The organism is Pilosibacter rotomagensis (genome assembly GCF_045062245.2).
Taxonomy (GTDB): domain Bacteria; phylum Bacillota; class Clostridia; order Lachnospirales; family Lachnospiraceae; genus Pilosibacter.
In genome coordinates this window covers 2456569-2481479 of the sequence record NZ_CM170323.1, presented here as the reverse complement: position 1 = coordinate 2481479, position 24911 = coordinate 2456569, and the positions used below count along the sequence as shown (strand labels likewise).

The window sequence follows — 24911 nt, the reverse complement described above, 5'->3', positions numbered from 1 at the left end:
CGAGTGTTCATGAGGTGGCGATGCGTGCCTGCACGAAGCAATCGGTTATCAAGGACAAACGCATCCGACGCGAGAAGATGTCAGGGTTCCGGTCTCGTCAATGTCTCGAGAGCTCCCAGAACGCCACCGCACTCGCCGCTGCGACATTTAAGGAGTCAACGCCATGCGCCATCGGGATCATGACCGTGTAGTCACAGCCATCGATCGTGGCGGAGGCGAGACCGTCGCCCTCGGTTCCGAGGATCACGGCGAGCTTTTCTTCTGAGAGAAGTCCGGGATCATCGATGGAGACGGAATCTTCCTTTAATGCCATGGCGGCAGTCTTGTATCCCATGGCTTTGAGGTGTGTAAGTCCGCCTGCGGAGAGATCGGCCTCTTTCGGAAAATAAGTCCACGGGATCTGGAAAACGGTTCCCATGCTGACTCTGGCGGCTCTCCGGTAAAACGGGTCGCTGCAGCCGGAGGAGAGTAGGACGGCATCCATGCCGAGCGCTGCGGCTGAGCGGAAGATGGCGCCGATATTTGTTGGATTTACAACATTTTCGAGCACGGCGATCCGGCGTTTTCCTTTACAGATCTCCTCCACAGAAGGCATCGGCTTCCGCTTCATGGCGCAGAGAAGTCCGCGTGTCAGTGCGAAGCCGGTGAGATTTGTGAGAAGAGAGGCAGCTGCGGTATAAACGGGAAGGTCCGGGTAATCGGAAAAAAGTTCCGGGATCCATGGATCCGTCTGCCGGTCCTCGATCAGGACGGAGACAGGTTCGTATCCGGCATTCAGGGCGCGGCGGATCACATTCGGGCTTTCCGCAATGAAGATCCCGGGGGCCGGTTCGTTGATATGATAAAGCTGGGACTCGGAATAGCGGGAAAAGAGGTCGAGTTCCGGCAGATTAAGGTCGGTGATCGTTATGATTGCTGGCATAAAATCTCCTTTTCGGCTCAGTCTGTTTCTTCTTTTAAGCAGATCAGGTTGCTGACATACGGGCGTTTCCCGGAAAGCACCTCATCGTAAAAATTCTGCTTCCAGTCGATATAGTCGATGCTGTTCTCCAGCTCCCGGATGGATTCGCGCAGCATTTCCTGCTTTCTGGAAAGCATTTCCTTTCGTTTCATGATCGTGCTCTCGCCCTGAAGACAAAGGGCAAGATATTCCTTCATTTCCTGAATGCTCATCCCGCATTTTTTCAGGCAGACCAGGTCTTTGATCCATTTTACATCATGTTCATCGAAAATACGGCGGTTGTTGCTGTCACGTTTTACGTTGGCAGATACCGAAAGTCATTGACCGGTTGTTACAATCGGAATATATAATCGGTAGTATCAATCGGATTATAGCATGAGAGACCCGAAAAGACAAGGAACGGTTCGGCAGGCCGCTGGTTCCTGTCCGCGCATTGCGCAAACATGTGTTATGATATTCGGGCTGAATCTCCTGCTTGCAGGAATCATGAAAGGACGAAAAAGAGCAAAATGAAACTGGACAGAGTGAAACAGATCAGTATAGTCATGGCGGCCGCAGATGTCGTGGATAACGGACTGTCTGTTTCGAGAAACAACGTTCCGAAGGCGCAGGCAGATGTGAAAGAGTGGACGGATTTGTTATCACTTGGAAATTAATGCTGCGGTTGTATGCGGCGGAAGATGGGAAAATCTGATGAATGGTGCCTGGAAAACAATCAGCGGTTGGTTAGGCAGAGAGATGGAAGCTAGAAATTTGGAAGAATCGGAAATCGAAAGGAGGAAAATGAACTTGAAGGCAGTGGAGCAGCTTCCGGACAGCGTGGTGCATCTGACATATCTGACGAAAAAGAAGCTGGACTGAGACAGGAAGAGTATGCCTGCCCGGATCAGAAAATAATGAATGAAAAGGCGCCGTGCACGGACAGGAAAAATCCGTGTATAGGCGCCTTTCAACACGAAGATTATAAGCATAGCGCAGGAAATACCTTCACTTGACAAGCAGGTACTTGCATGATACGATTATATTAGTTACAACGTGTCACTTAAACGACGAATGTCCGTGAACGGCGGATATTCCCTGGTCCTGCGGGGAGGAAAAAGATGGATTTTTTCAGAAAAAGCACGGCAAAGAAAAATGCGGATCAGAAAGGAAATCTGACGGAAGGACCGATCGCGAAGGGGCTTTTTACGTTTATGATCCCGATCTTTCTCGGTCAGCTTCTGCAGCAGCTCTACAACATGGCGGACGCCTGGGTCGTCGGGAACTTTGCGAGCAATGACGCATTTGCGGCGGTCAGCCTGTCCGGAAATGTGACGATGTCGGTGATCACGCTCTTCGGCGGGATCGCGATCGGCGGCGGAGTCGTGATCTCAAAATACTTTGGAGCACAGGACGAGGAGAACCTGCGGCGGGCAGTCCACACGAACTTCCTTCTTGGAATCGTGTTTTCCATTCTCGCGACGATCATCGGTCAGGTGTTTGTCCCGATCCTGCTTGGCTGGCTTCACACGCCGGACAGCGTAATGACGGAGGCGCGACTGTACTTTGGAATCTATTTTGCCGGCGTCTCCACGGTCATCATGTACAACATCTGCATGAACATCATGCGGGCGGTCGGGGACAGCGTACATCCACTCTATTACCTGATCTTTTCCTCCGTGGTGAACATGATCCTGGATCTCATTTTTGTCGCCGGATTCAAATGGAGCGCAGCCGGAGCCGCGGTTGCGACCGTGATCGCGCAGGGACTCAGCGTTCTTTTATGCCTGTCACGCATGGTAAAGGACGGCGGGGCAGCGACGATCCATTGGAAGGAACTGCGCTTCCATAAAGAAATGATCCGCCAGGTTATCGTCCAGGGACTTCCGACGGGGCTCCAGAACTCGGTCATCAGCATCGGAAATCTCGTCGTCCAGTCAAATATCAATACATTCGGCGCATTCGCGATCTCCGGACAGGGTGCCTTTGCGAAGCTTGAGGGGATCGCGTTTCTCCCGATCATGAGCATGTCCATGGCGCTCACGACCTTTGTGAGCCAGAATCTTGGAGCCGGGAGAGCAGACCGGGCAAAAAAAGGCTCCGCCATCGGCCTTGCGTTCGGCATGGTGATGGCAGAGCTTGTGGGAATCTGTCTTTTTATCTGGATCCCGATCCTTCTTAGGATCTTTGTCGATGCACCGGAAGCGATCCGCTTCGGAACGATCCATGGAAGAACGGTTGCACTGTTCTTTTTCCTTCTGGCATTTTCCAACTGCGCGTCCGGCGTCCTCCGCGGAGCCGGAAAATCAGTGGTCCCGATGTTCACGATGCTCATCTGCTGGTGCGGGATCCGCGTTCTCTACGTGACGATCGCACTCCGGATCATTCCGGTATTCCGGACGATCTCATCGGCTTACCCGCTGACATGGAGCTTAAGCTCGATCATTTTTATCGTATTCTTGCTTCGGATGGACTGGGAAAAGCAGATTTAAATCTCTTTTCCGCGTTCATTGATCACGAGTGCCATAAATTCTAACGGCTCATCAAACGGATTTTTGATGGCATGGCTCTGACCAACCTCGATCACACAGACATCGCCCGGGTGGATCTCGGTCTCTGTGTGGTCGTTGTCCTCAAAGATCCCCTTTCCTTTGATCACATAGTACGGCTCGGTATTTTCTACATGCTGGTGGAAACCGATGCTGCCGTGCGGCGGGATGATCACGTGTGCGTACATGGATGCATGTCCCATGAGCTCGTCCTTGCTTAAAAGATGACGGATCTCGACGGTGCCTTCACCGCCTCTTAAATTCGGTACAAATGCGACTTCTGTTTTTCTGACCATAGTGGAAACCTCCCTGAAATATTTCAATAAAAATCTGCCGGGCAGCCATCTTTGCGGGATTGGTCTGCCTAAAATATTGACAAATTTATTATACTGCATATTTAGAAAAAGAAAAATCTGATTTTATATTTTTCGCAACCCGGCAATATGTTTATATATGCCTGAATAGTATGGCCGCTGTAGGTGTTCTTGCATTTTCCATTTGGGTTCAAAACATGAGAAAATATATTTTTTACATTTAAGATCAAAATGCTGGGATACAAGAGAAAAATACCAGGAATGCCCCCTGAGTGAACGAGATTCAGGGGGCATTTTATATTCTGCATGGCGGTGATTTCAGACAGATGATCGGCTTACCCAAGTGTATGGAAGAAATCCACCGTCTTATTCACTTTCTTCATCAGATGATCAAACATCTCCGGTGTCAGGGACTGGGCACCGTCGCAGAGGGCTTTTTCAGGATTGTTGTGGACCTCGATCATGAGACCGTCAGCTCCGGCTGCGATCGCTGCCATAGCGAGCGGCTCGACCATGAAACGGATCCCGGCTGCGTGGCTCGGGTCGATGATGACCGGAAGGTGAGTTTTCTTCTTTAACATCGGGACAGCGGAGATATCGAGCGTATTTCTGTAGGAAGTCTCGAAAGTACGGATCCCGCGCTCACAGAGGATGACCTTTTCATTTCCACCTGCCATGATGTACTCGGCACTCATCAAGAGCTCGTCCAGAGTGTTGGCAAGTCCGCGCTTTAAGAGGATCGGCTTGTCGATCTTTCCGAGAACCTTTAAGAGCTCGAAGTTCTGCATATTTCTCGCACCGACCTGGATGACATCCACGTCATCGAAGAGCGGGAGATGCTCAGCACTCATGATCTCTGTGACGACCGGGAGACCTGTGGCTTTTTTTGCCTCGAGGAGAAGATCAAGACCGTGCTCATGAAGCCCCTGGAATGCGTACGGGGAAGTTCTCGGCTTGAAAGCACCGCCGCGGAGAAGAGTAGCGCCGGAGCGTTTCACATCCTCAGCGACCTCTGTGATCTGTTCCTTCGTCTCGATCGAACACGGTCCGGCGATCACCTGGAAATTGCCGCCGCCGATCTTTCTGCCGCAGATATCGATCACGGTGTCATCCGGGTGCATGGAGCGGTTTGCCTTTTTGTACGGCTCGCGGATCCGGCGGACATCCTCAACGACATCGTTGGCGCGCAGCCAGTCCTCATGGATCATACTCGTATCACCGATCAGTCCGATCAGGGAAGCTTCGGTTCCCTCAGAGAGATGAAGCTTGAAGCCCTGGTTTACAAGTTCGGTCTTTAAAGATTCTACTTTCTGTTTATTGGCGTCTTTCTTTAAGATAATGATCATGATTGTTTTCTCCTTTTTTCTGTTAAAATAAAAAATCCGGTGTCTGCTGCAATCGCAAACACCGGCTCCACGTTTTCGTTACGTTTCCTCAGGTCCTTTGACCTTCGATCGGAGAGGTTTGTTTTTTGCAGCAGAAACAGTCCGCGCCGTAATAATAGCCCGGAAAATAATAAAAAGAATAGGATGCAAAAAGATTCATCATCTGGTTCTTCATATCTGCTGTTCTCCTCTCTGAAGATTGACCGCCGGATCGATTCTTTCCGGCTGTTGAAGTTATCATAGCGCTGTCAGATGCATTTGTCAATAGAAAAATTCAATAAGTTGAAGTTTTACGCTTTTATGTGATAAAACATACAAAAGAATGAAATAATAAAGGCTAAAAAATAAAGAAGAGCAGAAGAATGATCAGAACAAAAAAGATCCGAACAGCAGTGGGGATAGAAGACTAGTTGTAAATTTGTAAGTACGATACAAGGACGTAAAAGGTCAGGATTACAGAAGACGGGAATATCACGAAAAATCCCCGGCGCAGCCATGTGCTCATAACTATGCCGGGGATTTCCAGCCGATCAAAATCTCTATATCCTATTCCAATGACACCGTATTCGCAATGATCTCCACGCACCGCTCGATCCCGAGAGTACCGCTGTTTAAGCAGAGATCATAATTTTTCGGTTTGCCCCACTCATTGCCGCTGTAGTACTGATAGTAGTCGCGGCGCTTCGCGTCGATGGCACGAATCCGGCTTTCCAGCTTCTTCACATCCTCATCCGGTTCCTTTTCAAGCGCCAGGATGCGCTCCACACGCTTTTTGAGACCGGAGGAGATAAATACCCGGAAAGCATCCTCAACGATCACGTCAGAACATCTTCCGATGATGACACAAGGTCCCTGGTTCGCAAGCTGGCGGATGATCTTCGACTGGATCACAAAAAGCTGATCAGAAACCGGGATCTCATAGGCAGGGGAGAAAGGATCGACCGTTGCGAGATCATCATAGTTGATCCGCTTCTGTCTGGCGATCACCTCATCGTTTGCGTGAAAAAGATCCTCAGAGATATTGCTGTCCTCGGCCGCCATAGCGATCAGTTCCTTATCGTAAACAGGAATCCCAAATTTCTTTGCGAGGCAGACGCCGATCTCGCGTCCGCCGCTGCCGAATTCACGGCTGATAGTGATGACTTTGCTCATAATATCTTCCTCCCCTGTACAAGTTGCTATTATCCTTAATTCTGCACAGTTTCAGTGCTGTCTGTAAAGAGTATACCATAAAATCGCCAAAAAGTTACACAAAATTTTCCAATTTATAGAACTGTAAGAAAATATAAAACAGGCTCAACGCGTCCCGCCTTCCGCCACTATGAATCATTCAAAAAAATTACGGCCCACGCAACGCGTAAGCCGTAACCACAGATCAATCCACTTACTCACTCAGATAAGCTTTCTTCACCTGATCATTATTCATCATATCCTTCGCATCCCCACTCAAAACGATCTTCCCCGTCTCAAGCACATACGCCTTATTCGCGATCGAAAGCGCCTTCTTCGCATTCTGCTCGACCAGGAGAACCGTCACACCGTCGCGGTTGATACTCTGGATAATGTCAAACACCTCATTCACATAGATCGGAGACAGACCCATCGACGGCTCGTCAAGAACGATCAGCTTCGGGTGGCTCATGAGAGCGCGGCCCATGGCGAGCATCTGCTGCTCACCGCCGGAGAGAGTACCGGCTGGCTGGTTCACACGCTCCTTCAGACGCGGGAAACGCTCGTAGATCATGTTCAACGTCGCTTCCATCTCCGCCTTGTCCTTTCTCGTATAAGCGCCCAGCTTTAAATTCTGGAGAACGGAGAGCGTGGAGAACACGCGGCGCCCCTCCGGAACATGGGCGATGCCCATGCTGACAAGCTTGTAGCCCGGGACTCTTGTGATATCGGTTCCCTCATAGATGATATGTCCGGAACGGGCACTTAAAAGTCCTGTTACCGTGTGCAGCGTAGTCGTCTTACCGGCACCGTTGGCACCGATCAGAGCAACGATCTCTCCCTGGTTTACATCGAAGGAGATTCCCTTTAAAGCCTGGATCACGCCATAATAGACTTCCAGATCTCTTACTTCCAGCATTGCCATAATCTGTTTCTCCTCCTATTCATCACCGAGATATGCCTTGATAACATCCGGATTGCTCAAAACTTCCTGCGTAGGACCTGTGCAGAGAACCTGACCGAAGTTTAACACGGTGAGGCGCTCACAGATGCCGCTGACGAGTTTCATATCGTGTTCGATCAGGAGAATGGTCATTCCGAAATGGTCACGGACGAAGCGGATCGTCTCCATCAGCTCCGCGGTCTCGTTCGGGTTCATGCCGGCCGCCGGCTCATCGAGAAGAAGAAGCTTCGGCTCTGTTGCGAGCGCGCGGGCGATCTCAAGCTTTCTCTGCTTACCGTAAGGAAGGTTGGATGCCTTGAAATCACACTCATTGTCGAGTCCGAACACCTTTAAGAGCTCCATGGCTTCCTCATCCATCTCTTTTTCGACCTTATAATAGCGCGGGAGACGGAGAATTCCCTCGATCGTGGAGTAGGGGTGGTGATTGTGAAGTCCTGCTTTTACATTGTCAAGAACGGAGAGGTCCTTGAAGAGACGGATGTTCTGGAAAGTACGGGCAATTCCGGCCTTGTTGATGTCGGTCGTGGACTTTCCGGTAAGGTTCTGACCGTCTAAGAGGATCGTTCCCGTATCCGGCTTATAAACACCGGTCAGAAGGTTGAAGATCGTGGTCTTGCCGGCACCGTTCGGTCCGATGAGGCCGTAGAGCTGGCCCTTTTCGATATTGATCGCAAAATTGTTGACAGCCTTTAAGCCGCCGAAGGAGATGCTCAGTCCCTTTACACTTAACATGTCTGACATTTTAAGCTTCCCCCTTTCCGGAATGTGTGGTATGTGATGCAAATCCGCCGAAAATCCGTTTGCGGAGCGTGATGAACTGCGGTGCAGAGTTGAAGAGCATCGCAAGGATCAGGACGATCGCGTAGATCAGCATACGGTAGTTGTTTAAGCCTCTTAAAAGCTCCGGGAGCAGATAGAGGATGACGGTGGAGATCACCGATCCGCGGATGCTTCCGATTCCGCCGAGAACGACGTATACAAGGATCATGATGGACATGTTGTAGCCGAAGTTCTTTGGGAGAGCAGTCAGTGTGGTCAGGTTGTGGGCGTAGAGAACGCCGGCAACACCTGCTAAAGCTGCGGAGATGCTGAATGCGAGCAGCTTATATTTCGTGATGTTGATTCCGATGGACTCAGCAGCGATGCGGTTGTCACGGATGGACATGATCGCGCGGCCCGTTCTGGAATTTACAAGGTTCATGACGATCACGAGAGTGATCAGGACCAGGATGATACCGATCGTAAAGGTTGCGGCCTGCGGAGTTCCGGTGATTCCCTGCGGTCCCTTGATGAGGACTTCACCGCCGTCTTTTAAGCCGAGGGACATGGAGTCCTTAAAGGAAATGTGGAAACCATCTGCGTCCCGTCCAAGGAATATGGCGTTGATGAGGTTCTTGATGATCTCACCGAATGCCAGGGTAACGATCGCGAGATAGTCACCGCGCAGACGTAAAACCGGGATACCGATCAGGATACCGCAGACAGCTGCAACGGCAGCGCCGATAAAAATCGCGATCACAAGGCTTACAGTCGGATTTAAGGTTCCCTTCATGCATTTGGAGAAGAGGGCACCGGCGAATGCACCGACGCACATGAATCCCGCATGTCCAAGGCTTAATTCACCGAGGATTCCGACGGTAAGGTTTAAGGATACTGCCATGATCACATAGATACAGAACGGGACGAGAAGTCCCTTTAAAAGGCTGGATACATGTCCGGTGTTCATGAGGATCTCCATGATGAGCCAGGCAGCGGCCACCATTCCGAGGGTGATCATATTGTTGACGAATGTTTTCTTTTTTGCTGTACTTTTCATGTCGATCACCTACACTTTCTCGTTCAGTTTCTTGCCCAGGATACCGGTCGGACGTACTAAAAGGACGATGATCAGTACGGAGAACACGATCGCATCGGAAAGCTGGGAAGAGATATACGCTTTTGACAGGATCTCAATAATTCCGAGCAGGACTCCGCCGATCAGGGCGCCCGGGATGGAACCGATCCCGCCGAAAACTGCGGCTACGAAAGCCTTGATACCAGGCATGGATCCTGTGTACGGGGTCAGGGACGGGTAAGCGGAGCAGAGCAACACGCCTGCGATCGCAGCGAGAGCAGAACCGATCGCGAATGTTAAGGCGATCGTACCGTTTACGTTTACACCCATTAAGGTTGCAGCGCCGCGGTCCTCAGAGACAGCGAGCATTGCCTGACCTGCTTTTGTCTTGTTGATAAATGCGGTAAGTCCGATCATGATGACGATACAGGAGAGGATCGTAACGGTCGTCTCTCCGGTGATCGTGATGGCTCCGTCTGCGAGCTTGATCGCCGGGAATGTCACAACGGATGTAAAGGACTTTGTGTCGGCTCCGAATAAGAGGAGAGCGACGTTCTGTAATAAGTAGCTGACACCGATCGCCGTGATCAGGACGGACAGCGGGGAGGCGTCACGCAGTGGTTTGTAGGCAACGCGCTCGATGACGATACCGAGGAGCGTGCACACGACAACGGCCAGGAGCACGCTTAAGAAAGTCGGCATTCCCAGGTAGCGCGTTGTGATAAATACGGTATAGCTTCCGACCATGATGATATCTCCATGGGCGAAGTTCAGCATTTTGGCAATTCCGTAGACCATGGTGTATCCGAGTGCGATGATCGCGTAGACACTGCCAAGGCTGATTCCATTGATTAAATAGTTGATAAAACCCATCATAACTTTTACACCTCGGTATCTTTTCCGGCGGGTTTTCGCCGGTTCTTGCGGTCTATAATAGGAACGTACAGACCGGATGGACAGTTGCGGGCGGGATCCTGCTGACGGATTTTTGCCCCCGACAGCAAATTTTATGTTCATAATACCATAAGACCCTGAAAGAAACAAGAGGATTGCCGAAGCGACAATCCTCTTAATTCTGTCATTGTTACGGTTCACATGATGTGTCCGGTAACGTCATTCTTTCATGTCTGATTACATCGCCTGGTAAGCGCCGTCTACAACCTTGACAGCCTTCGGTGCCTTGTGCGGCTCGCCGTCTTCTGTCCATGTCATGTTCTCACCTGTAAGACCGTTTACAGTGATCTTTAACATTGCTTCTTTCATCTTGTCGCATGTATCGCTTACAGAAGTCTCCGGTGTGATGCCAGCTTCCTCAGCAGCAGCTTTGATCGCATAGATCGCATCGTATGCATCAGCAGCGAACTGGATCGGTGTCTCGCCGTATTTCTCTTTGTAAGCAGTTACGAACTTCTGTGTGAGCTCGTCGTCAGCATCTGCTGCGAACGGTGTTAAGAGCATTAAGCCCTCAGCAAGCTTTGTATCGAAGTTGTCAACCTGAAGGATACCGTCCATACCGTCACATCCGAAGAATTTCGGAGCGTAACCCATAGTGTTTGCCTGGTTGAGGATCAGGGATGCCTCTGTGTAGTAGATCGGAAGGAATACAAGGTCAGCGCCTGCATCCTTTGCTTTCTGAAGCTGTGTGGAGAAGTCCTTGTTGGAATCAGCTGTGAATGCCTCAGCAGCAACGATATCAAGACCATGGTTTGCAGCCTCGGAAGCGAACCTCTCGTAGATACCGCTGGAATATACATCGGAGCTGTCGTAGATCACTGCGATCTTATCAGCAAGCTTGTTCTCAGCAATGTAGGTTGCGGATGCAGCACCCTGATCCGGGTCAGAGAAGCATACGCGGAATACGTTCGGGTTCTGTGCACACTCAACGGAAGAACCGGACGGTGTGATCTGGAACATATTGTCAGCCATTGTCTTGTCAGCGACTGCTACGCACGGAGCGGATGTTACAGTACCCATGAGCATCTGCATGCCCCAGTCTTTTAAGGTGTTGTAAGCGTTGACGGATTTTTCTGCGTCGTGCTCGTCATCCTGGAAATTAAATTCGATCTGGTATCCGTTGATACCGCCGTCAGCGTTGATCTCGTCGACTGCGATCTGTGCGCCGTTCTTAACTGCGAGACCATATACAGCAGCTGCACCTGTTACCGGGCCGATACCACCGATCTTGAATACTTCACCGGAAGCTGCTGTACTCTCTCCGGCAGCGGCTGTTGTCGCGTCAGCTGCTGCAGCTGTTGTTGTTTCTGTTGTGGAAGAAGAGCTTCCACATGCTGTTAAAGATGCTGCCATTGCCATTGCAAGGCCAAGGCTTAAAAATCTTTTTTTCATAATGTTTCCTCCTCTGGAACTTGTTATCATGATAACCATTCACTGCTTTGTCAATTTGAAGTGGAACGGTTAAAGATTATTTTGAATTATAGGGAGTTTACTTCAAAATGTCAAGCTAATTAAAATTTTAACGGGGAAAAACACGTATTTTTTACGGGTTTATAGCATTTTGGGGAGAAAAACGCTGGATTTATTCAGAGTTGCGGAATAAAACAAGGCTTGTTTTACTGGACGGAAAGAAGCCGGTATTCCGCATTTCAAAGCGGCAGAATCCGCAGCTTCCGTTTGGAAATATTCTGTCCGTAAAAAATAGCGGACGTGTCAGACGATGTGTCTCTGTGATTGACAAAATGCGCGGGAATCGGTAAAATCTGAGTAACTGGGCGAACGAAGATCCTGGCCATCCGAACCGGCCGGAAAGGAGAGTATTATGACGCTTACGCAGTTAAAATATGTGATCACGATCGCAGACACCGGTTCCATGAACGAAGCGGCGAAGCTCCTGTTTATTTCCCAGCCGAGTCTCTCACTGGCGTTAAAGGAGCTGGAACATGAGATCGGAACGGAGCTTTTTAAGAGAAGCAACCGCGGCGTTGTCCTGACCCCGGAAGGACAGGAGTTCCTGGGCTATGCCAGGCAGGTCACGGAACAGTATAAGCTGATGGAGTCCCGCTATATCGAAAAGAAGAACGTGAAGAAAAAATTCGGCGTTTCCATGCAGCATTATACGTTCGCGGTGAATGCGTTCATTGAGATGGTCAAGCAGTTCGGCATGGATGAATACGAATTTGCGGTGCGGGAGGAAAAGACTTACGAGGTCATCGAGGATGTGAAGACATTCCGCAGTGAGATCGGTATTCTTTATTTAAACGACTTTAACCGGAAAGTCCTCACGAAGCTGTTTGATGAGTCAGATCTGGAATTCTGTCCGCTGATGGACTGCGGGATCTATGTCTATCTCTGGAAAGGTCATCCGCTGGCCGGTCAGGACGAGATCACGATCGAGGAACTTCAGGAATATCCGTGTCTCTCCTTTGAACAGGGAAATTATAATTCCTTCTATTTTGCCGAGGAAGTCCTCAGCACCTACAGCTATAAACGGCTGATCCGTGCAAATGACCGTGCGACCCTGTTAAACCTGATGGTGGGCTTAAACGGATATACGCTCTGTTCCGGGATCCTCTGCGACAATCTGAACGGATCGGATTACCTTGCCGTCAAGTTAAAGTCGGATGAGGTCATGACGATCGGATATCTGAAGAGAAAAGGAATCGCGCTAAGCCCGTTGGGACAGAAATATCTGGAGGAGATCCGGAAATTTGAGGGAATGTGACGGATCAAAATAGCAATAGGAAAAACCTATAGCCAGGCACATAGCGAATATATTGGACGAGGGCAGATACCAGGTGGTATGCTGATAAGCATCCGAAAAAGAACGGATAAAAGGCAGATTATAACGGAAACAATAGATTAACCTGTAGTTATAAGTGACTTAACTGCCGGTTATATGGTCTATTATAATAAGGAAGAAACTCATTCAAAACCGGAAAAGATCCTCGGAAACAGTGCAGAGAAGATCCAGGAAATATGAAAAAACAGTGAAGGAACCGATCAGAAAATGCAGACAGACAGAAAAGAAGCGCTCCGCTATCTGGGGCTTGGAAAACATGAACCGGATCCGGAGACGGAGCGGCTTTTAGAGGAATGTATCCGGGAAGCAGAGAGTGCGGCAGATTTCAGACATCTGATCCGGGAGTATCCGCTGATCATGGAAGATGATGGGACGATCAATGGCGGATGTTTTCGGGTGAAGAGTGAAAATTTAAGAAAAAACCTGGCTGGCTGTGATTCCGTGTTGGTGATGGCGGTCACTGTCGGCGCACAGGTGGACAGACTTCTGGCCAGGTACGGGAAACTTTCCGTGGCAAAAGCGGTGGTCATGCAGGCTGCCGCCGCTGCGATGGTGGAAGCTTACTGCAATGAACTGAATGCCGGGTGGAAAAAGGAATATCTGGAAAAAGGCCTCTATCTCAGACCGAGATTTTCGCCGGGATACGGAGATTTTCCGCTGTCGGCGCAAAAAGAGATCCTTGACGGCCTGGAGGCGGGGAAAAGGATCGGGATCACTCTGACAGAGGGATACCTTATGATGCCGTCAAAATCGGTGACGGCGGTGATCGGTGTGAGCAGGACACCGGCAGCATGTACGATCGAAGGATGTGAAGCGTGCGGGAAAAAGGACTGCGCGTTCCGGAGATGTCAGGACTGAGATACAGAAAATAAAAAATGATGGAAAATTACGAGCTGATCCGGTCAGGATCCGGATCAGGGACGATAGGAGAGAACCATGAATATTCTGGAACTGATGAAAGAGAGACGAATTTATTTTGACGGAGGAATGGGAAGTCTTCTGCAGGCGAGAGGACTGCAGCCCGGAGAACTTCCGGAGACATGGAATCTTTCCAAACCGGAGATCATCGAGGAGATCCACAGGGAATACCTGGAAGCAGGCTCTGATGTGGTGACGACCAATACCTTCGGTGCGAACCATTTTAAATTCAAGGCCGAGGACGGATATTCGGTGCAGGAGATCGTTGCGGCAGCGGTGGGAAATGCGAAGCGCGCGATCAAAGCCTGCGGACACGGATACGCGGCGCTCGACATGGGACCGACCGGAAAGCTCTTAAAGCCGTACGGTGATCTCGAGTTTGAGGATGCCTATGAGGCTTATAAAGAGGTGGTCATCGCCGGAAAAGAGGCGGGAGCCAACCTTGTGATCATCGAGACGATGGGAGACGGCTACGAGTTAAAGGCGGCAGTCCTGGCAGCAAAAGAAAACAGCAATCTCCCGGTCTTTGCGACGATCACCCTCGATGAAAAGGGAAAAATGCTGACCGGAGGAAATGTGGAGTCCGTGACGGCGCTTTTGGAAGGCCTCGGCGCCGATGTGATCGGATTAAACTGCGGACTTGGACCGATCCAGCTTCTTCCGTTTTTAAAAGATATGGTACGTGTTTCCTCCACACCGATCCTTGTAAACCCGAACGCAGGACTCCCGAGAAGTGAGGGCGGAAAGACTGTCTACGATATCAATGCGGACGAGTTTGCCGAGGCGATGAAGGAGATGGCACGGAACGGGGCGACGGTCCTCGGAGGCTGCTGCGGAACGACGCCGGAGCACATTCACAAGACAAAACTTGTCTGCGACGCGATCCCGGTCTGTGAGATCACAGATAAAGGACGGACCGTGATCTCCTCCTACTCCCATGCGGTGACGTTCGGCGGCCGCCCGATCCTGATCGGAGAGCGGATCAATCCGACCGGAAAGCCGAAATTCAAGCAGGCATTAAAGGATAAGGACCTGACATACATCCTCTCCATGGGTGTTGCCCAGCAGGAGAGCCGCGCCGATGTTCTCGACGTCAACGTGGGACTTCCGGGGATCGATGAACCACAGATGATGGTGGATGTCGTGAAGGAACTTCAGGGTGTCCTGGACCTGCCGCTGCAGATCGATACTTCCAATCCGGTGGCGATGGAGCGGGCGCTCAGGATCTATAACGGAAAACCGCTGATCAACTCGGTAAACGGAAAGAAAGAGGTCATGGAACAGATCTTCCCGCTCGTAAAGCATTACGGCGGTGTTGTCGTTGCCCTGGCACTCGATGAGGACAGGATCCCGGAGACTGCGGACGGAAGAATTGCGGTCGCGAAGAAGATCTACGAGACGGCGGCATCCTACGGGATCCCGAAGAAGGACATTCTCGTGGACTGCCTCTGCATGGCGGTTAGCTCCGATAAGAACGGGGCGCTTACAACCCTGGAAACTGTGCGGAGAGTCCGGGACGAGCTGGGCGGAAAGACGGTTCTCGGCGTTTCCAACGTGTCATTCGGACTTCCGATGCGCGAAAATATCAATGCGTCATTTTTCCTTCTCGCAATGCAGAATGGGCTTTCTGCAGGGATCGTGAACCCGAATCTGGAAGCGATGATGCAGGTTTACGACAGTTTCCTGGTGCTGACGGCGCAGGATGAGAACTGTGCGGGATATGTGGGGATCTACGGTCCGAAGGAAGCGGAGAAAAAGAGACAGAAGGAGATCTTAAAGGCAGCGGCTGTGAACCAGGCGGCAGGCGTGAGCGGGACTGCGGGCACCGGAAGTGCGGCAGGTTCCGGAACTGCATCCGGGGCAGGAGCAGCGGATACGGGCTCTGCGTTAAAGAAGAGTATCATAAAGGGAATGTCCCAGGCGGCGTCTGATGCGGCGAGACTTGCCCTGAAGGATACGGATGCGCTCGAACTCATCAACACGGACATGATCCCGGCTCTCGACGAGGTCGGAAAGGGATTCGAGGCCGGAACGGTGTTCCTTCCGCAGCTTCTGATGAGTGCGGAGGCTGCGAAGGCGGCGTTTGCTGTCGTGAAGGAGTCCATGGAGGCGAGCGGAGAGGTCCAGGAGAAGAAGGGAAAGGTGATCCTGGCGACGGTGAAGGGGGATATCCATGATATTGGGAAGAATATCGTGAAGGTCCTTCTGGAAAATTATAGTTTTGATGTGATCGATCTTGGAAGAGATGTTCCGCCGGAGACGGTCGTGGAAGAGGCGATCAGGGAGCACGTGCCGGTGGTCGGACTCAGTGCTCTTATGACGACAACGGTTCCGTCGATGGAGGAGACGATCAAGGCGCTGAGGAAGGATGCGCCCTGGGTGAAGGTCATGGTCGGAGGTGCGGTTCTGACGCAGGAGTATGCGGATGCGATCGGGGCGGATGCGTATTGCAAGGATGCGATGGCGTCGGTGAATTTTGCGGCGAGTGTGATCGGGAAGTAAGAGATCAGAGCGTGATATAGTTGTGACTGCCGGGTTCTTTGGAGAGCCTGGCAGTTGTTTTTTCGGGAGAGAGCGTGTTGGCGAGAGCGGGGCGGAGAGCTTCCGGTCAGGAGTGCGGTGGGATCCTTCCCCGTATTCATGCACTCCTGACCGGAAGCTCTCCGCTGCAGGCGCAAGGAGTGCGCCGTTGCTGCGCTCGGCGCGGATTGTGCAAAAAAGTGTGCAGAAGTATGGATTTTTCTACCGTGATACGGTATAATGATAGTTACTGTATCAGTCTGCGGTATTGTTTGGCTGTTTTGGTGCGGCGAATGGGATGATCGCAGACTCGCACGCTAATAAAGGAGAAGATCAGATGAAAAAGATTCTGGATATCATCACGGATGAGATGAGAAAAGCTTTTGCGGCGAATGGTTATGACGAGAATTTTGCGAAAGTGACGTTGTCTAACCGTCCGGACCTTTGCGAGTATCAGTGCAATGGTGCGATGGCAGCTGCAAAGACATATAAAAAGAAACCGATCGATATCGCGAACGGTGTTGTGGAGCAGTTAAAGGACAGCAAGGTGTTTGAAGAGGTGAATGCCGTTATGCCGGGATTCATCAATTTAAAGGTAGATGCTTCTTTTCTTTCTGACTATATGAACGGAATGAAGGATGCGAAGAAGCTTGGTATGGATGAGGTCGAGAATCCGGAGACGATCATTATCGACTATGGCGGAGCGAATGTTGCGAAACCGCTTCATGTCGGTCATCTTCGTTCTGCGGTGATCGGTGAGGCGTTAAAGCGCATGGGACGTTTTGTCGGCCACAAGGTGATCGGTGATGTTCATCTCGGTGACTGGGGGCTTCAGATGGGACTTATCATCGAGGAGTTAAAGGACAGAAAGCCGGAGCTTCCGTATTTTGATCCGAATTTTACAGGGGAGTATCCGGAGGAGGCACCGTTTACGATCTCTGAGCTTGAGGAGATTTACCCGGCGGCGAGCGGAAAGTCCAAGGTGGATGAGGCGTTCAAGGAGCGTGCGCAGGAGGCAACTTTCAAGCTTCAGAGTGGATATGCGCCGTATCGTGCGATCTGGAAGCACATCATGAATGTGTCTTTAAAGGATTTGAAGAGAAACTATGCAAATCTCGATGTTGATTTTGATCTCTGGAAAGGGGAGAGCGACGCGCAGCCGTATATCCCGGGACTGATCAAGGATCTTCAGGATAAGGGACTTGCTTACGAGAGCCAGGGTGCTCTTGTTGTCGATATCGCGGAGCCGACCGATACGAAGGAGCTTCCGCCGTGTATCGTGAGAAAATCCGACGGAGCCGCTCTCTATGCGACTTCTGACCTTGCAACGATCGTTGAGAGAGAGGAAGATTTCAAGCCGGATCACTACATCTATGTTGTGGACAAGCGCCAGGAGCTTCATTTTACCCAGGTGTTCCGTGTTGCGAAGAAGGCGGGGATCGTTCCGGCAGACCGGAAGATGGATTTCGTCGGTTTCGGAACGATGAACGGAAAGGACGGAAAGCCGTTTAAGACGAGAGAGGGCGGCGTTATGCGTCTGGAGAACCTGATCGCGGATATCGATGAGGCTGCTTACAACCGTATTATGGAAAACCGTACCGTCTCCGAGGATGAGGCGAAGAAGACAGCTGAGATCGTTGGTCTTGCCGCTTTAAAATACGGGGATCTCTCCAACCAGGCGACAAAGGATTATGTCTTCGATATCGACCGGTTTACTTCTTTCGAGGGAAATACAGGTCCGTATATCCTGTACACGATCGCGCGAATCAATTCGATCTTAAAGAAATATCAGGATACCTGTGAGAATACAGAGAACGGTGAGATCCTTCCGCCGTCCGCAGAGCCGGAGAAGACCTTAATGCTCGCACTCTCCAGATACAGTGACGTGATGCTCACCTGTTTTGAGGAGCTTGCACCGCATAAGATCTGTGCTTACATTTACGAGCTCTCCAACGCATTAAACCACTTCTATCACGAGACAAAGATCATCGCCGAGGAAGATAAAAAGAAACAGGCCGGATATATCAGCCTTGTTACATTAACCCGCAATGTTCTTATGACCTGCATCAACGTCCTGGGATTTGACGCGCCGGAGAGAATGTGATGAAATAACCTGTCAAGCGGCTGTACAGATTGGGAAGCTTGCTTCCCAAGATGCACAGACATTTGACAGGTAAAACTTCATGAGCAAGTAGGCCGTGAGGCCGGATTGCGAATGAAGTTTGAGATCGTGGGAGCGCGAAGCGCGGAGCGATCTGGTTTCGTAGGATATTTTATTAAAAAACCTGGGGGACAAATCGATATGGAAGTAACGGAGCTTACCGCCGAAACCTTCTGGAAAGGCGAAACAGAGATCAGAGGAACCGTCATGGACGGGGAAGATGAATACCGTGTCCGTATCCTGCGCAAGGGTAGTCAGAATTTTGACTACTCTTGTTCGCATATCAGTAAAACAGGAAGAAATCTTGGATTTTGCGGAGTCTCCTGCACACAGGGACCGGACGGGATCCCGATGTGCCCGCATGCCCATGCCCTGCTCGCGGAGTGGATCCGCAGGGAGAGCAGAGAGTCAAAACATCCGGTCTCCACTTCACAGAAGGTCCGCTTTATGGTCCGGGAATACACAAACCGTGAGGTGAGCCGGATCATGGGGGCCTCCGAGGAAGGACATTACCGTCTGGTCCCGATCGTCGCGATCTCGCGGGAACAGGTGAAGGTCCGCTTCACGGTGGGACGGGAGAAACAGTACCCGGTGAAGGATCTGACCGCCTTCGCGAAAGCAATGGAAAACATGAGTCTTGTCCAGTACGGAAAAGGACTGGCTTTCCACCACAGTCTCCAGGCTTTTGATGAGGAGAGCCGTGCGCTGGCGCTTCTCATCATGGAGCGTGTCGGATTTTTCCGGGAACAGTACCGCGGAAGCGGAAGATTTTCCATGGAGGCGGAGCCGGCGTTAAAGGAGCTGATCCTCGGAAAAGCCGGGAGAGAGCGCTTCTTAGCGATCATGGAAGGTCAGACCATCGAGTGCGAGGACTACCGGAAGAAAAAACGGATGCTCACAGTAAAAAGGGAAAATCCGGTCTTTACCGCGGTAGTGAAAAAAGAGGGAAGAGACGGCATCAAAGTCACCGTGGACAAGGATATCATGGCCTTTTCCGGTGAAAAATCCCTGTTTATCGCAGATCAGGAGGCAATCTACTGCTGTGATGCGGACTACACGGAGTGCCTGACCGTATTTATGGAATACATGGTCATGGGACTGGACGCGGAGAACGAGGTCTCAGTCAACGACCGGGATATGCCGCTCTTTTACGAGCGTGTTCTGAGAAAGCTGGAATCCTTCGGACTGATCCGCTCAGAAGGCGTGGATCTTGAGAGCTACCGCCCGAAAGAGTTGAAAGCCTCGTTCTATTTTGACAGTGACGCTGTCGGGACGGTCAATCTGCGCCCGGAGCTTGCATATGGAGATTTTTCCTTCCATCCGTTGGCAGATGAGAATGTTCCGAAAGAGATCTGCCGGGATGTTCCGGGAGAGTTCAAGGTGAGCCAGCTGATCACTACCTACTTTAAATATACGGAGGACGGTTCCGGAAACCTTGTGATCAAAAATGATGACGAGGCGGTATATCGTCTGATCTCTGAGGGAATGAAGAAGTTCATGGACACGGGTGACGTGTTCGTGTCCGAGTCCTTCAAGAAGATCCGCGTTCTCCCGCCGGTGAGCACATCTGTCCAGGTGAGAACGCTTGGAAGATGGCTGGAGCTTGAGGTGGATACCGGGGCACTTCCGAGGGAAGAGCTGGCGGCGGTCCTTGCGGCTTACGGGAAGAAAAAGAGCTTCTACCGGATGAAGAACGGCGACTTCCTGACACTCGGGGACGGCGGACTTCTCACGGTGGCAAAGATCGCGGAACAGCTGGGTGTCTCGAAGGAGCTGGTTGGTTCCGAGACGATCAAACTTCCGGCGTACCGCGCCATGTTCCTAGATGCGGCGTTAAAAGAGGATAAGAGTGTCAGCGTCTACCGGGACCAGCTGTTCAAGGCGGTGGTCCGCGGCATGAAAGACGTGGAAGACAGCGATTATGAGATCCCGGAGCGCCTCGCTTCAACGCTCCGCAGTTACCAGAAAGTCGGATACCGGTGGTTAAAGAGCCTGGATGCATATGGTTTCGGTGGAATTCTCGCAGATGAGATGGGTCTTGGAAAGACGATCCAGGTCATCGCCCTCCTGCTCGATGAGAAGGCGAAAAACGGCGGAGTTTCTCTTGTCGTGTGCCCGGCGTCCCTTGTATACAACTGGGAAAATGAGTTTGCCCAGTTTGCACCGGAACTTAAGATCATGACGGCGGCGGGAAACCAGGCCGAGCGCGAGGAGATGTTCGCAGCTTACGAGACAGAAAAGCCGGATGTGATCATCACCTCCTACGACCTTTTAAAGCGCGATATTCTCTGGTATCATGAAAAGGAGTTCCGCTTTGAGATCATCGATGAGGCGCAGTATATCAAGAATTCCTCCACACAGGCGGCGAAGTCTGTAAAGGCTGTTCCGGCAAGAACACGCTTTGCTTTGACGGGAACGCCGATCGAGAACCATCTCGGAGAGTTGTGGAGTATCTTTGATTTCCTGATGCCGGGATTTTTATTCACCTCGCAGAAATTTAAGCGGGCGTTTGAGATGCCGATCGTGAGAGACCAGGATCCGAATGCCCTGGCTCAGTTAAAGAAGCTCACAGGTCCGTTTATCCTGAGAAGATTAAAGAAAGACGTCTTAAAGGAGCTTCCGGATAAGCTTGAGACGGTCCTGTATTCCAACATGGAAGGCGAGCAGAAGGATCTCTACACGGCGGCAGCCGCCTCCTTAAAGGAACAGCTGATGGAGGGAACCGACGGTGACTACGGAAAAGAGAGGATGCAGATCCTCGCGGAACTCATGCGTCTGCGCCAGATCTGCTGTGAGCCGTCCCTGTGTTTTGAGGGATATAAAGGCGGCTCTGCGAAGCTTGACACCTGCATGGAACTGCTCTTGAACGGGACATCGGCAGGTCATAAGATCCTCTTATTCTCACAGTTCACGTCGATGCTCGAGATCATCGCAAAGCGTCTGAAAAAGGAGAAGATCCCGTTCTACCTGCTCACCGGTTCGACACCGAAGCGGGACCGCATGCAGATGGCATCTTCTTTCCAGAAGGACGATGTGATGGTGTTCCTGATTTCCCTGAAGGCAGGCGGAACAGGATTAAACCTGACAGCTGCGGATGTGGTGATCCATTACGATCCGTGGTGGAATGTGGCGGCGCAGAACCAGGCGACAGACCGTGCCCACAGGATCGGTCAGGAAAATCAGGTCTCCGTATTCAAACTCATCACAAAACATACGATCGAGGAGAACATCCTGAAGCTTCAGGAGATGAAGCGGGATCTCGCGGACACTGTGGTGACGGAGGGAACTGGAGCACTCAGCAGCATCACAAGGGAAGACCTGATCCGGATGCTGGACGAGGATGTATAGCTGCTTTCCTGCATCAGGATCCTGCTGCAGTGTGCGGACAGGCAGTGCGTGATCTGTAACGAAATGGTTACAGTACACTGGCACTCCATGCCCGCGCACTGTAACAGGATTTTGCCGATGCTTCGCATTCCGAATCGGCAAAATCCGCGACCACAACGGTATCATACGGAATTTTCAGTTCAGAAAATTCCTACCCGTGAAAAATAACACGAAATGCCAATGACATAAGAAAATCGACAGAAAAATTCAAAGTTTTTTCGGTGGATCTATGTTAGCATAGAGAGAGGAAAGGTGACTTTTCAGCAGGTCTGCGCATGGTAAAATGCGTGAACAGCGGCATCTTTGCGAAAATATACCGGAAAAAGAGGAAAAAGACATGAGAAAAATGAACAGAATTATCCCGTTTGCACTTGCGTGCGCGATCTTCGCGGCGCAGCCGGTGCAGGCGGCTACGATCATCCGTGACAGCGATAAACAGACGACCAGCCAGAATACTCAGACGACAACAGCGGGGACACAGGCTGGAAACGAGGGCGGTCCGGGATATGAGAACAGTACATCAAACAATACAAACAGTGGAAACACCCAGAGCCAGGTGAGCGCAGCGGCAAAAGCGGCTGCAGATGCCATCACAAAGCCGGAGATCACATCGGAGGCGGGAATCCTCTATGATGTGACGAACGGAAGAGTTCTCTTCGAGAAGAATGCCGATGAGAAACTCGCCCCGGCCAGCACCACAAAGCTCATGACAGCGCTCCTTGTGCTGGAGAAATCGAAACTGGACGACAAGGTGACGTTTTCAAAGACGGCTGTCACAAATCTGGAGTCCGGTGCGGTGAAGATCGGACTTGTGGAAGGAGATCAGGTATCTGTAAAAGACTGCCTCTACGGACTTCTCTTAAAATCCGCCAATGAGGTTGCAAACGGACTTGCCGAGCATGTCTCCGGCAGCATTTCCGCATTCGCAGATCTGATGAACGCGAAAGCAAAGGAGCTTGGCTGCACGAACACTCATTTTGTGAATCCGAACGGTTTAAACTCTGACCAGCAGTACACGACATGCCGTGATATGGCAAAGATCGCAGCTGCCGCATTTGCGAATCAGACGCTCTGCCAGATCGATTCCACATTGAGCTACAAGTTCCCGGCAACAAAGGCTGCTGCTGCGAGAACGATCACTCCGGGCCACAAGATGCTCTATCCGAATGATTCCAGATACTATGCAGGAATCGTCGGCGGAAAGACGGGATATACTTCCAAGGCAGGAAACACTCTTGTGACCTGTGTTGAGAAGGACGGTGTCCGCATGGTCGCAGTGATCTTAAAATCCAAGAGCACCCACTATGCAGATACAAAGAAAATGCTGGACTACGGATATCAGTATGTCAATACAGAGAAAGGCAATACGACCGGAAACAGCACGACAACGACTGCGAAGCAGGAGACTGCGGGAAAGTGGGTTCAGGACAACGGAAGCTGGAGATATGAATTCGCTGATGGAACAAAGGCTGTCGGAACGATCTATACGATCGATGCCGCTGATTTCGGCTTCGACCCGGATGGAAAGATGGTGACCGGATGGAAGATGTTCGGAACTGACTGGTACTATTTTGAGTCCAACGGGACGATGGCGAAGAATGCCTGGAGACAGGATTCCGGCAAGTGGTTCTATCTCGGTGCAGACGGCAAGATCGTGAGAAATACGACGATCGACAACAAGTATAAAGTCGGCGCGGATGGTGCCTGGGTACAGTAAAAAACATGCGCTGCCGTGTGCAGCGGCGAATATCACGCATAAGAGAAAACGGCAGTGATTTCTGAAAATAATAAAGAATAAGAGGAGTGCTTTATCATGAAAGAAAGAGTAAAAGTAATGCAGGATATGTACGAGAATCGTTCCACCAACAAGAAGGCAGCAGGATGCACCGTTATCATCAGCGGCGAGATAAAAGACGTGATGGACAAGATCATTGCGAAACATCCGGAGTACAAGAGCTATGCGCAGGCATTTGCAGGCGTTGTTGAGCGCGGGATCCGCGTATTTGAGGAGGAATAATCCGATTTGGGGACAGCAGTGTTTCTGGTTGCCGGCGCCATCGCATTTGGGGGCGGCTGCCTGGCGCGTTCCCGGTATGAGCGGGACTGCCTTGTTACGGAAGAATACCGGATCGTCTCGGAAAAGATCCACGGTCCGGGAAAGACGATCGTCTTTCTGACAGACCTCCACAATAAGGAGTTCGGAGATCAGAACTGCCGGCTGCTGGATGCGGTCCGGAAGGTGAAGCCGGATGCCGTTTTATCCGGCGGGGACGGGATGGTTGCAAAAAAAGGAAATTCTGATGTGGAGATTCCGAGAAAGCTTCTGACGGAGCTTGCAAAAGAATTTCCGGTATACTGCGGAAATGGAAACCATGAGTGCCGGATGGTCTGGAAGTCTGACATTTACGGTGCAGCCTATGAGAATTACCAGGCTGCCCTGGAAAATGCCGGGATCCGTTATCTCGCGAACGGTTCTGCGGATCTCGACGGAGAGATCAGGATCTATGGTCTCGATCTCCCGAAGAGCGCTTACCTGCCAAGGTCGGGACAGATCCCGGAAAATCTCTTGAAGGATGCCCTGGGAGAGCCGGATCCGGGAAGATTCAATCTTCTTCTCGCACATTCTCCTCTGTTTTTTGAGGAGTATGCGGCCTGGGGAGCGGATCTTACGCTCTCCGGACATTTTCACGGCGGCACGATCCGGCTTCCGGTCCTCGGCGGAGTCATGACCCCTCAGTATCAGTTTTTTTATCCGCGCTGTGCGGGTGAGTTTGAACTTCCCGGAAGATGGGGAGAGAGGAGCCGGATGATCGTCGGACGGGGACTTGGAACCCATTCGATCAATATCCGGTTAAATGATAAACCGCAGGTGGTTGTGATACGGCTCTGCGGTTTGGAAGATGGAAAGAGCGAAAAAAGCTGATTTCCATGTACCGTAAGGAAAGAGTGTGCCATGGCACATTCTTTTTTGCGGTTCAAAGCAACACAAAGGCATCTGATATCTGAAAACAT

The 24911-nt window shown here is 51.1% G+C and carries 19 protein-coding genes and 1 pseudogene; 10 read left to right on the top strand and 10 right to left on the bottom strand.

Annotated elements, in window-relative coordinates; all coding sequences use genetic code 11:
* Window positions 1-97: 97 nt before the first annotated feature.
* Both ACI3EW_RS11085 and ACI3EW_RS11080 read right to left on the bottom strand, forming a co-directional pair.
* Window positions 98-922 (bottom strand): TrmH family RNA methyltransferase, encoded by an 825-nt coding sequence (locus ACI3EW_RS11085; RefSeq protein WP_215703648.1) that lies wholly within the window; start codon window positions 920-922, stop codon window positions 98-100.
* A gap of 17 nt (window positions 923-939) precedes the next feature.
* Window positions 940-1248, bottom strand: a pseudogene (locus ACI3EW_RS11080) (MerR family DNA-binding protein); the annotation flags it as partial.
* A 222-nt stretch (window positions 1249-1470) separates the two neighbouring features.
* On the opposite strand from ACI3EW_RS11080, the gene ACI3EW_RS11075 reads away from it, so the two are divergent.
* Both ACI3EW_RS11075 and ACI3EW_RS11070 read left to right on the top strand, forming a co-directional pair.
* A complete protein-coding gene (locus tag ACI3EW_RS11075; protein ID WP_405581673.1) occupies window positions 1471-1617 on the top strand; it encodes a hypothetical protein in 147 nt (48 codons plus the stop codon).
* A gap of 444 nt (window positions 1618-2061) precedes the next feature.
* A complete protein-coding gene (locus ACI3EW_RS11070; protein WP_405581670.1) occupies window positions 2062-3432 on the top strand; it encodes an MATE family efflux transporter in 1371 nt (456 codons plus the stop codon).
* Here the strand turns inward: ACI3EW_RS11070 and ACI3EW_RS11065 are convergent.
* The 8 genes from ACI3EW_RS11065 to ACI3EW_RS11030 all read right to left on the bottom strand — a co-directional run bounded on the left by ACI3EW_RS11065 (window position 3429) and on the right by ACI3EW_RS11030 (window position 11502).
* Window positions 3429-3785, bottom strand: coding sequence for a cupin domain-containing protein (locus ACI3EW_RS11065; RefSeq protein ID WP_118297029.1), 357 nt, complete (start codon window positions 3783-3785; stop codon window positions 3429-3431). The genes ACI3EW_RS11070 and ACI3EW_RS11065 overlap by 4 nt on opposite strands.
* A gap of 353 nt (window positions 3786-4138) precedes the next feature.
* Entirely contained in the window at window positions 4139-5149 is a 1011-nt protein-coding gene (gene aroF / locus ACI3EW_RS11060; protein ID WP_329751736.1) for a 3-deoxy-7-phosphoheptulonate synthase, read from the bottom strand.
* Between the two features lie 585 nt (window positions 5150-5734).
* Window positions 5735-6340, bottom strand: a complete 606-nt coding sequence (locus tag ACI3EW_RS11055) for a cytidylate kinase-like family protein (protein ID WP_329751737.1) — start codon at window positions 6338-6340, stop codon at window positions 5735-5737.
* A 232-nt stretch (window positions 6341-6572) separates the two neighbouring features.
* The gene (locus tag ACI3EW_RS11050) at window positions 6573-7283 is read right to left on the bottom strand and encodes an ABC transporter ATP-binding protein (protein WP_118514659.1); all 711 of its coding nucleotides are present in this window, start codon (window positions 7281-7283) and stop codon (window positions 6573-6575) included.
* A 15-nt stretch (window positions 7284-7298) separates the two neighbouring features.
* On the bottom strand, window positions 7299-8063 hold the full coding sequence (locus tag ACI3EW_RS11045; protein WP_182426862.1) for an ABC transporter ATP-binding protein: 765 nt from the start codon (window positions 8061-8063) through the stop codon (window positions 7299-7301).
* Window position 8064: 1 nt separating this feature from the next.
* Window positions 8065-9138 (bottom strand): branched-chain amino acid ABC transporter permease, encoded by a 1074-nt coding sequence (locus ACI3EW_RS11040; protein ID WP_118297138.1) that lies wholly within the window; start codon window positions 9136-9138, stop codon window positions 8065-8067.
* A gap of 9 nt (window positions 9139-9147) precedes the next feature.
* Entirely contained in the window at window positions 9148-10029 is an 882-nt protein-coding gene (locus ACI3EW_RS11035) for a branched-chain amino acid ABC transporter permease (protein ID WP_118533227.1), read from the bottom strand.
* Window positions 10030-10287: 258 nt separating this feature from the next.
* Window positions 10288-11502 (bottom strand): ABC transporter substrate-binding protein, encoded by a 1215-nt coding sequence (locus tag ACI3EW_RS11030; RefSeq protein WP_405581663.1) that lies wholly within the window; start codon window positions 11500-11502, stop codon window positions 10288-10290.
* Window positions 11503-11932: 430 nt separating this feature from the next.
* On the opposite strand from ACI3EW_RS11030, the gene ACI3EW_RS11025 reads away from it, so the two are divergent.
* From ACI3EW_RS11025 to ACI3EW_RS10990, 8 genes are all read left to right on the top strand, one after another.
* Entirely contained in the window at window positions 11933-12835 is a 903-nt protein-coding gene (locus ACI3EW_RS11025; RefSeq protein WP_118297024.1) for a LysR family transcriptional regulator, read from the top strand.
* A 285-nt stretch (window positions 12836-13120) separates the two neighbouring features.
* The gene (locus ACI3EW_RS11020) at window positions 13121-13771 is read left to right on the top strand and encodes a vitamin B12 dependent-methionine synthase activation domain-containing protein (RefSeq protein WP_118321228.1); all 651 of its coding nucleotides are present in this window, start codon (window positions 13121-13123) and stop codon (window positions 13769-13771) included.
* Between the two features lie 78 nt (window positions 13772-13849).
* On the top strand, window positions 13850-16333 hold the full coding sequence (locus tag ACI3EW_RS11015; RefSeq protein ID WP_485662972.1) for a homocysteine S-methyltransferase family protein: 2484 nt from the start codon (window positions 13850-13852) through the stop codon (window positions 16331-16333).
* Between the two features lie 355 nt (window positions 16334-16688).
* Window positions 16689-18455: an arginine--tRNA ligase gene (gene argS / locus ACI3EW_RS11010; RefSeq protein ID WP_329751741.1), complete on the top strand. Its 1767-nt coding sequence runs from the start codon at window positions 16689-16691 to the stop codon at window positions 18453-18455.
* A 198-nt stretch (window positions 18456-18653) separates the two neighbouring features.
* On the top strand, window positions 18654-21860 hold the full coding sequence (locus tag ACI3EW_RS11005; RefSeq protein WP_215703657.1) for a DEAD/DEAH box helicase: 3207 nt from the start codon (window positions 18654-18656) through the stop codon (window positions 21858-21860).
* Window positions 21861-22236: 376 nt separating this feature from the next.
* Window positions 22237-23616, top strand: a complete 1380-nt coding sequence (locus ACI3EW_RS11000; RefSeq protein WP_118533225.1) for a D-alanyl-D-alanine carboxypeptidase family protein — start codon at window positions 22237-22239, stop codon at window positions 23614-23616.
* A gap of 96 nt (window positions 23617-23712) precedes the next feature.
* A complete protein-coding gene (locus tag ACI3EW_RS10995) occupies window positions 23713-23916 on the top strand; it encodes a hypothetical protein (RefSeq protein ID WP_118297019.1) in 204 nt (67 codons plus the stop codon).
* Window positions 23917-23922: 6 nt separating this feature from the next.
* Window positions 23923-24822, top strand: coding sequence for a metallophosphoesterase (locus ACI3EW_RS10990; RefSeq protein WP_243022368.1), 900 nt, complete (start codon window positions 23923-23925; stop codon window positions 24820-24822).
* Window positions 24823-24911 lie beyond the last annotated feature (89 nt).